At 44.9% G+C, this 9,040-nt stretch carries 8 protein-coding genes; 3 read left to right on the forward strand and 5 right to left on the reverse strand.

The features are described from left to right. Positions 1–69: 69 nt before the first annotated feature. The 3 genes from ACLFWI_RS20815 to ACLFWI_RS20825 all read right to left on the reverse strand — a co-directional run bounded on the left by ACLFWI_RS20815 (position 70) and on the right by ACLFWI_RS20825 (position 2,870). Entirely contained in the window at positions 70–1,470 is a 1,401-nt protein-coding gene (locus tag ACLFWI_RS20815; protein WP_446414498.1) for an AAA family ATPase, read from the reverse strand. Positions 1,471–1,598: 128 nt separating this feature from the next. Next, entirely contained in the window at positions 1,599–2,138 is a 540-nt protein-coding gene (locus ACLFWI_RS20820; protein ID WP_446414499.1) for a Uma2 family endonuclease, read from the reverse strand. A gap of 24 nt (positions 2,139–2,162) precedes the next feature. Beyond that, positions 2,163–2,870 carry a Crp/Fnr family transcriptional regulator gene (locus tag ACLFWI_RS20825; RefSeq protein ID WP_446414500.1) on the reverse strand — a complete coding sequence of 236 codons (708 nt, stop codon included), beginning with the start codon at positions 2,868–2,870 and terminating at the stop codon, positions 2,163–2,165. A gap of 110 nt (positions 2,871–2,980) precedes the next feature. Between ACLFWI_RS20825 and ACLFWI_RS20830 the strand changes: the two genes are divergently transcribed. Continuing rightward, positions 2,981–3,955 (forward strand): DALR anticodon-binding domain-containing protein, encoded by a 975-nt coding sequence (locus tag ACLFWI_RS20830; protein ID WP_446414501.1) that lies wholly within the window; start codon positions 2,981–2,983, stop codon positions 3,953–3,955. A gap of 299 nt (positions 3,956–4,254) precedes the next feature. On the opposite strand, the gene ACLFWI_RS20835 is transcribed toward ACLFWI_RS20830, so the two are convergent. Continuing rightward, positions 4,255–5,601 carry a hypothetical protein gene (locus ACLFWI_RS20835; protein WP_446414502.1) on the reverse strand — a complete coding sequence of 449 codons (1,347 nt, stop codon included), beginning with the start codon at positions 5,599–5,601 and terminating at the stop codon, positions 4,255–4,257. 203 nt (positions 5,602–5,804) lie between these two features. Then, positions 5,805–6,857: a polysaccharide pyruvyl transferase CsaB gene (csaB, locus tag ACLFWI_RS20840; RefSeq protein WP_446414503.1), complete on the reverse strand. Its 1,053-nt coding sequence runs from the start codon at positions 6,855–6,857 to the stop codon at positions 5,805–5,807. Between the two features lie 160 nt (positions 6,858–7,017). Between csaB and ACLFWI_RS20845 the strand changes: the two genes are divergently transcribed. Together ACLFWI_RS20845 and ACLFWI_RS20850 are read left to right on the forward strand one after the other, a co-directional pair. Continuing rightward, positions 7,018–7,935: a nucleotidyltransferase domain-containing protein gene (locus tag ACLFWI_RS20845; RefSeq protein WP_446414504.1), complete on the forward strand. Its 918-nt coding sequence runs from the start codon at positions 7,018–7,020 to the stop codon at positions 7,933–7,935. Positions 7,936–8,101: 166 nt separating this feature from the next. Further along, complete coding sequence (locus ACLFWI_RS20850; protein ID WP_446414505.1) at positions 8,102–9,040, forward strand: C69 family dipeptidase; 939 nt, start codon at positions 8,102–8,104, stop codon at positions 9,038–9,040.

The raw sequence follows: 9,040 nt of genomic DNA on the forward strand, positions 1-9,040 counted from the left end.
TATCCCTTTGATTTGAATACTGCCACTGATTAGAAATTATCTTTGACTGCGCTGACTTTCTCAGATATCTCATTTGGATGGAGCAAAGTTATAGGCATTTCCGATTTCTAGATATTCAGTGATCAATTCCTGTTTGCGATTTATCTCGCTAGTTGAGTTAATTAATCGCTGTAGTTCCAGAAATCGTTCCCATTTTTGTAGTCCTTGTTTTCCGTAGATGCTGCGTACATGAAAATCTTTAATTAACAAATCATTGGGGTCATCTCCAATCGGAGTAACGCCCGATGTCGCCGTGACAAACCCTTGCTCATCAAAATCAAGGTGGATTCGCTCATAAGGTTCAAACTGAGCGGCGATAATTGGATTATGGGTAGCGACAAAGAACTGTGTGTTTTGGATAATTGAGAGATATTGCTCAATTAAGTCATAAAGCAGATCCGGATATAAACTATTTTCGGGTTCATCAACCAATAGAAACCCTCGCTCTATCTGACGTTGGAAGTACAAGGTTTGAATATGCCCTAACTTGAATATACAGTTGCGAATCCCACTACTGAGGCTGTTGTAGGGTAAGGGTTGACCTGTACTCTTAACTTTCACATACGCCTGAAGATTTTCGTTGAGTTGTACAGGAATTCCTGCTTCTTCAATATCGAATGTTAGTCCTGGTTTTTCTAGTATTCGATTCCATAGTTTTCCAATTTCTTGGAGAATCTCTGGATTATTTTTTTTGAATTCCGCCTCAACCTCTTCAATCGTTTTATTTTTATTTTCAGGTTGCTTTAAATAATCTAGGTAATCACTCTCCCGTTTTTTAACCAGATAAATTAATAGTTTCCAAAACTCTCCGGCATTTTCTATAGATATAAAGTGATAAACGGGAAAATTTTGGAATAGCTTTAAAGCTTCGTCAAGTGTTGTTACAGGTAAATCTCCTTTCTGTAAAAGCAATGACCGATCGGCTGGTACATGAATAATTAAATCTCTCTTGCTGGTAAACGAGGGAATGGGCGGGCTGGAAATGTATTGTTGTCCGCAGAAGTCCGGTGGTACAGTTTTTGGGGTTGGATCAGTGACAAACCGATGCCATTCATCAGTCTGTTCGACATCAGCATTATAGTAGACTATTGGAGCACCAATTTGATCACCATACCAACCAGAACCGCTAATTTGAGCATCATACCAACCAGGACTGCTATAGGGAGAATGGCAGGCAAAAAAATCTCCAGACGAGGCAGAAAATTTTACAGCAAAGAATGGCATATTTTTCAGTGGCTGTGGCTGGTTTTTATGACCATCAAAATTATTTAATAAGTTGACTATTTTCTCCAAAATTGTTGTTTTCCCCGTTCCATTCGTACCAATAAAGCATATTTTATCTGGTGGTTTACCTGTCTTGGGGTTTACCAAATCCAACTGGAAATTATTGAACTGTTGAAAGCCCTTGATAATTATTTTACTTATTTTCATGGACTGGTTCTCAGGTTTAGGTTTGCAGGAATGTATAAAATTTGTCGTCAATCACTACATAATGATCTTATTCAAGCTTGTAGTCAGGGATACCAGCGTTTATGGCGAAGACAGCACAACTATGAACTTTATGCCAACAACTCATCAACGGCTATGCTAAACCCGGTTAGAACAACCTGCGTACTCACCACATCACCGGAACGAAATGCTAATGTCTGATTCTGAGTGATCACCAAAATCCAACGAGTCTCAGGAAACACTAACCAAACTTCTTCACACCCTGACTCTAAATACTCCGTCGCTTTGGCAAATAAGTCTTCGGCTATATCTGTGGGTGAGACAATTTCAGCAATCAGAGGGGGGCTTTGGGGTAATACAGCCACATTGCCATACTGATCTAGCAACTGGGATGTTAAATAAGATACATCCGGACGACGTCCTTGGCGCAATGTGCGACAAGGAAGTTCTACCAGAGGTTCACCGCCTTGTCCTGACTCGCTAATGTAATTTCTCCAGTAACCATCCAACCTCGATTGGATGCGACTATGTTTGATTGTCATTCCCGTTGTCTCAATCAATTGTCCATCCACCCACTCAGTATGATCGGGAGGATTAGCCATAAAGTCGTCTAGAGAAAAATTATCGGTTACATTCGTGGCTATGACCATCGCTATATACTCAACTCTCTCGTTTTAGCTGGATTGTGAACCATCGCAATCAAAATCATAAGATTGCATGGGTAAGCAAATTAAATTATCTCCGTAGGTGCTAATCAATCCCTTCTTGCGTAATTTTCCCATTAAGCGAGTCACAGTGACACGAGTTGCACCAATAGCACTACCAATTTGCCCGTGAGTTAAAGGAAATGGCAAACAGTAGCCATCAGGTGTCGGTTCGCCAAATTCTTCAATGATTAGAGTGAGTAATCCGAACAGGCGATCAATAGTTTTGCGTTGTCCTAATGTACTCAACCATAGGAGTTTACGCTGATGTTGATAGCGGAACGCATTAAAAATCTCACGCCGGAAGTGGGGCCAATTGTCTAGCTCATGCCAGTACATCCAGAGAACTGAGGTTTGGTCGATATGGGAGTAGGCGGACAGAGTAAAGGGCGATTGGGCGACAATTTCAAACGGCTGACCTGCGCCGACAAATCCTAAAAAGGCTTCTTCTAAAATTGGGGATAATGATCCGTCTGTTGAGTCATGGGAACTCAGTTGAGTGATACCCGTTAGGCGTACTGCGCCTCGCTGCACGAGATATAGTAACCCTGAACGAGTAGGAATTCGCTCATCTTTGCTAAATGTTCGATCGCGGTAATGTTCCTGCGCCCAATCCAGAATCCGTTGCCAGGTTAAGAATGGTCGGGATGGGTCTGATGTTGAGGGTTGGAAATTCATAGATCCATTAGGATGGAGATCCCATTTGTCTCTAAGTGTACATGGAGTTTAAAGTAGCTAAAAATACATCTAACTACCGAGTTTTCACAGTAAAATTGTTTAGTAACGATGTGAGGATCAAATCTCAGTTGCAACAACAGCTTGGGCAGGCAATTGACAGAATCAACACCTTACCCATAGCGGCTCAGTTGACACCGAAGACTGTACCTTTACACCTTGTCTCTACTTATAATTATGTATGCTATCGGTCTGCGATCGCACTCAAGTTATCTTCGGCTTGGCAACAGACTCCCTTAGACATAGCCCATCAGCTTACCGACGCTTTGCTAACGCTTTCTCAAGAATCTACTGACACCATTGGTATCAATTGTACGGTTGAAGTATTGCCTCCAGGCTGGATTATTTTTCGACTTAGCGATCGCGCCTTAGCCACCTACTTACAAAGGTGGTTTACAATACCCCCCTTCCCATCAGTCCCCGAAAATTACTTAAACGAGAAACTTCAGAAAAAAGGGGGAGCCGGGGATAGGGAAAAACGACAACAAAATCAGCTAAATTCTGACAAAATTTTTCCGGTTCAATATGTTCATGCCCGTTGCTGTTCGCTTTTACGCTTGGCTGACGAACAGGGTTTAATTCAGGTAACAGATGCAGGGGTGCGGGGGTGTGGGGAAGCTGGGGAAGCTGGGGGAGATGGGGAGGAATTGTTTCCAGTCACCACTCACCAATCCCCAATTCTGATCATTTACCCAAATCCAATTCCTTGGCTCCAGGATGCAGGAGAGTCGGATAAGGAGTCGGTACGCCTACGCTTAACCCATCCTACTGAATGGGATTTGATTGTCCAGCTTTTTGATCTGTTAGATGTGATCAGTGCTTCCGATTGTCAGCGTGGGGTTAAACAAGGATTGGCTGTCAGTGAGGCTTATGAGCAATTTTACAAATCCTGCCGAATTTGGGGAGATGTGAAGATTCATGATTTGCCCTTGGCGCAGGCAAGATTGGGGTTAATCGGGGTTACCCAGGTGGTGTTGCGATCGCTCCTACAAGAACAATTGGGTGTATCTGCCCCTAGAGCGTTGTAGGCACTGGGGGAGAAGAAATTAAATTTAGAGTCTAGTTCCATGCTACGTCTGGAACTAGGTGTGACGGTCAAAACCTTGCACCGATAGGAACTCAACGGCACGCCGACGTGCTTCTCGGACGGTATAGGTGAAAGGTAAGGTTTTCTTTTTCTTAGGAGCATAGAAAAACAACTTTTCTTACGAGGCGTGACATTTTCCACTTATTCCGGTATGATTCTGAATGTGTGAGGAGCGAACCAGCAAGGGAACCGAGACGAAACACGGACAGTCGTCGGTTCCCTTTCTGATCGAGCTAAATTTTACACAGGGCGATACCGGGGAAAACTCGGTAATTCAATTGATGACAATGACTTAATCTTTTTCGGACGTCGTAGGGGATAAACCACAGGTGAGGGCCAATTGGGTTGAGGGAGAGTCACTTCATTCTCTTGATCCCATTCATCTTCCGATTGTTCAGTCTCTGATGTCTCGGCTGAGGAGAGTCCGGATTCATCAACCGTTTCGGCGTCAGTTCCAGCTTCTAGCATCCAAGGGTTTGGCTCCTGAGTTAAATCGTATGCTACTTCTGATAATCCTGAAGCTTGCGCCAGGGAGTTCATTTCCGCCAGAAGTTGTCGCTCAGCTTCTAACTCCGCCGCCGTACTGTCGGGAATCGGGGTGAGGGTTGAGTCGATTGGCGTTGTCGAGGGTTGAGACTCCGAGGGTTCAGTCACGTCCTCGATATCTGAAGCAGATGTCGCCAATAATGAATCAAGCTGGAGGGGACGATTCCACAGGGGTTCGGTATCCGTTGAGGATTCGTCGGCGAGGAAATCCTGTTGAGCTGACCAAGGTTGGATGGGTTGGGCTTTGGGGACAACACCACCTACATCTCGTTTTGGACGGGTAGGTTGGGCTTCGCCTAGCTGACGATTCGGCATTTCCAGGCATTTTTCCAGGGCGACTTTGAATTGTAATGTTTGCTGTTGTTGTCGGTGTAAGCGGGTTTTTAGTTCTCGACAGGTATTAGCCGATTGCACTAAGTGATGGGATTGTTCGTTATTCCGTTGCTGGGTGAGGGCGCATTCACGTTCTAGTTGTGCCACTCGTTCTTGAGAACTTTGTAGTTGCTCGGACAAGGTTTCAATCAGAATTTGCTGGCGAGTTGCGGCTTGATGGGAGGATTCTAGGGTATGGAACAGACGAGTTAATTGCTCTTGCAGGGTGTTAAGTTCCTCGCCTTGACGGACAATCAGACTATCCTGCTCTTGCAATCGCACCATCTCGGCGTTTAAGGCGTCCTGTTTTTCACTCAGGGCGTTCTGTAGTTGGGCAATTTGTTCCAGCAAGCGGCGATTGCGCTGGCGCATTTTTTGGGCAAGGGCAAACCAATCGGCGTCTTTGTTGCCAGATTCTGCCAGGGTGGGGAGTGATTCAGGATAGCTTGTTTCTGCCTCAACGTTTAGCGTGGAGTCTGACTCGACGGTTTGGTCGATTTCAACCTTTGGCTGTGGTTCATCCTCATTCCTATTGGATATCTGAAAGAGGTTGATCAGTGTTTCAGATGCAGGATTCTCTTGCTGATCAGGGTTAGGTTCAGCACTCTCATCTGTCCATTCACTGGACTCCGGGAGAGGCTCTTTATTGGGGGTGTCAGAATCACTCATAGCTCTTCATCCAGAGGGTCACAAATCAACCTAATTATGAATTAGGGGTTATAAATTTTAAGTTGTTATTGATATCAACCAGTATCTTGGGTTTTAAGTCTAGGTATAGATCGGAGTCAGGGTGAGTTAATATTCCTTTGTTTGTCACTCCTTTCCAAAGTAAGGCATAAAACTCGCCAGATTACAAATTGTGCTGGGAGAATTTAATCCTTGAGCAGGATGTCTACCAACAAATCTTGATGCATCAACGCCCGATCCATTAAGGATTGGATTTGATCGCGGCTTTTGGGATTACCATTGGCATAGTAATCGATCCAGGTATGGGCGATCGCATTCGGATCATCGGGTATGTCGGTTAACTTCCATCCCGGCAAGTCGAGTTCTGCCATTAGGGAATCAACCTTCGGGTCATAGCTTAGGGCAAAACAGCGACAGTCTTGGGCTGCTGCCATAATCAAACTGTGGTAGCGCATCCCAATTGCCATTTCTACCCCGCGAAACAATCCTTTTAATTGTTGGGGTTCCTCGAGCTGAAAAATCTGATGGGTATCCGGAAGCTGGGAGGCAATGGATTGGGCGATGCTCAGATCTTGAGATGCCTGAAATGGCACAAGTAGTATACAGGTTTTGGTGGCTCCTTGAAAGGCGATCAGAGCTTGGGTGAGGTTGGCGAGACGCTCTTGGGTAAGATGGGGGTGCGATCGCAAGGTGACGGCGACTCTCGGTGCTGGTAAGTCCCATAATCCGGCGACTGGGGTTGAGTCTAATGCCCAGACTGGATCAGGGGCAACCCGAAACGGCACCTGCCAATCGGCTAGGAGGGCGGCTGAGGTGCGATCGCGGACACTGACCCCACTACACCCCTGAAAACATTGTCGTGCCATCCAGCGCGTCAGAGGGCGCTGCAACGGACCTATTCCCTGCGCCCAGGCAATGGTTTTTAAGCCCCGCTGTTGAGCTAATCCCATTAAACCACTGTAGTACACTGGACTCATGGCACTGGTGGCGTCTTGGATTAAACTCCCACCCCCCCAGATAAAACTATCGGCTTGGTTAAAGGCTTCTAGGACACGAAATGCTGAGGTGCGATCGCAGGTTTCTACCCCATAGCGTTTACTTGTCTGGTTCGGATTACCTGAAAGCACCACTGGTGTTATCGATTTAGGCAACATTTGCAGCAACGACGCCAGTAACGCCTCATCACCCCCATTGCCCTTGCCATAATATCCACATACTATCGCCCGTTTCTGCCCCATGCCCTGATTAATGATCGGTGTTTGGTATCAGTTTAGGACAATCCGCGATCGCTGTGTCAAAGGTAGATGGCAGACGGTTCTCAGAAAAACCCTTATCCTGTCAGCATCTTGCTCACTACCTATACTCAATTTAAATGCATGACAGCTTATAGAGTGCTCCATGAATCCTAACTTAATCCTGCCAGTCGGTACGCAAGTTGTCAGTCGTGTCGAGGTCAAAAATTCTGCCAATGAACCCTTATGTGTACGCGGTGCGGTTGGTGTTATCGTTAAATCGCCAACTGATAATTCCCATGCCTATCGCATCCGTTTACCGAACAACGTTGAAATCACTCTAAATCGACAGGAATTTAGTATCCGTAAGCATTTTCAAAACGAAGGATTACAGCAAGCCGCCGATAGCCTGAGTGATTACAATTTATACGAATATGTCATCTATCGTTGTATTGTCGGATCTAGAGCGTTTGGTTTAGATCAGGAAACCTCAGATATTGACCGTCGGGGGATTTACTTACCACCAGCTAATATTCACTGGTCACTTTACGGCATTCCTGAACAGTTGGAAAACAAGGAAAATCAGGAATGTTATTGGGAACTGCAAAAGTTTTTAATTTTGGCACTTAAAGCCAATCCTAATGTTTTAGAATGCTTGTATACGCCCTTAGTTGAGACAGCAACACCCTTAGCCGAAGACTTGCTAGACCAACGAGAAATGTTTCTCTCGCAATTAGTCTATCAAACCTATAACGGTTATGTGATGTCCCAATTCAAAAAAATGGAGCAAGATCTCCGCACCAAAGGACAGGTTCGCTTAAAGCATGCCATGCATCTGATCCGTTTATTATTATCGGGGATTACTATTCTTAAAGAAGGCTTTGTTCCGGTTAAAGTCGATGACTATCGACAGCAGTTGCTAGGGATTCGTCAGGGAGAAATGGATTGGAACGAGGTCAATGCTTGGCGGTTAGCGTTGCATCATCAGTTTGATCAAGCCTTGAGAAAAACCTCATTACCCGAACGCCCGGATTATGAAAAAGCCAACGCCTTCTTAATAAAAGCAAGGCGAAGTCGCTCATAGTTGCGCTTGTAGTTGCGCTGTCTTCGCCCTAAACGTCTGCCTCCCTTCCTATAATGAATAATGTATCAAAATATTTGCCACACATCATAACCTTGTAGAGACGTAGCATGCTACGTCTCTACACTAACCCTTATCTGTTTAGAAAATCAAATCGCAAATAAACCTCATGTGTGATACATTTGTTGCCTTACCCAACTCAACAGCCAACGGTAACGTTATTTTCGGGAAAAATAGCGATCGCCCCCAAGGAGAAATTCAAGATGTTGTCGTCATTCCCGCCAAAAACTACAACTCAAACCAGAACGTTGAATGCACCTATATTTCAATTCCACAAGTTGAGAAAACCTTCGCCGTACTCCTCTCCAAACCCCGATGGATGTGGGGCGCAGAAATGGGGGCAAATGAATGTGGCGTTGTGATTGGCAATGAAGCCGTTTGGACAGTTGAACCCTATAAAATCAAAGGTTTGCTGGGTATGGATTTAGTTCGCTTAGGATTAGAACGCGGCAAAACAGCTTTAGACGCACTTCATATCATCACTTCCTTGCTCAATAAATATGGACAAGGCGGAAATTGTGCCGAAAACTTTGCCATGAATTATCATAATTCATTTATTTTGGCAGACTACCAAGAAGCCTGGGTATTAGAAACCGCAGGCGAGTATTGGGTAGCTGAACGAGTACAGCAAGAAACTCGCTCAATTTCTAATAATCTCAGTATTCGGAATTCGGGTGATCTGCGCCATCCAGATGTGATTCACTATGCGGTAAATCAGGGATGGTGTACTGGAGAGGATGATTTTGATTTTGCCAGAATTTTTTCTGAAGGGGGATTTTCGGAATCGTTATCCATTGATTCTAGAGAAGGGCGAGTTAGACAGTTGTGCCGATTGAATGAAGGTAAGTTTTCTGTTGAGACAGCACAATCAATTTTACGAGAACACAAGGGGAATATTTGTATGCACGGTGCCTTTGAAAGTGCGGGAAGTCAAGTTTCGTCTCTGTCGCCAGATGGGTGTAAACACTGGTTTATTGAACAGCCGTTTCCCTGTCAGCAACCCTATAAGCAAAAGAGTTTTTTAGTGGATTCAGTGTCAGTACATTAA

The organism is Coleofasciculus sp., assembly GCF_046539235.1.
Classification (GTDB): Bacteria; Cyanobacteriota; Cyanobacteriia; order Cyanobacteriales; family Coleofasciculaceae; genus Coleofasciculus.

Excerpts from the sequence above, each read along its gene's own strand:
- ACLFWI_RS20815 (WP_446414498.1), bottom strand. The coding sequence starts at position 1,470 with ATGAAAATAAGTAAAATAATTATCAAGGGCTTTCAACAGTTCAATAAT.
- ACLFWI_RS20820 (WP_446414499.1), bottom strand. The coding sequence starts at position 2,138 with ATGGTCATAGCCACGAATGTAACCGATAATTTTTCTCTAGACGACTTT.
- ACLFWI_RS20825 (WP_446414500.1), bottom strand. The coding sequence starts at position 2,870 with ATGAATTTCCAACCCTCAACATCAGACCCATCCCGACCATTCTTAACC.
- ACLFWI_RS20835 (WP_446414502.1), bottom strand. The coding sequence starts at position 5,601 with ATGAGTGATTCTGACACCCCCAATAAAGAGCCTCTCCCGGAGTCCAGT.
- csaB (WP_446414503.1), bottom strand. The coding sequence starts at position 6,857 with ATGGGGCAGAAACGGGCGATAGTATGTGGATATTATGGCAAGGGCAAT.
- ACLFWI_RS20845 (WP_446414504.1), top strand. The coding sequence starts at position 7,018 with ATGAATCCTAACTTAATCCTGCCAGTCGGTACGCAAGTTGTCAGTCGT.
- ACLFWI_RS20850 (WP_446414505.1), top strand. The coding sequence starts at position 8,102 with ATGTGTGATACATTTGTTGCCTTACCCAACTCAACAGCCAACGGTAAC.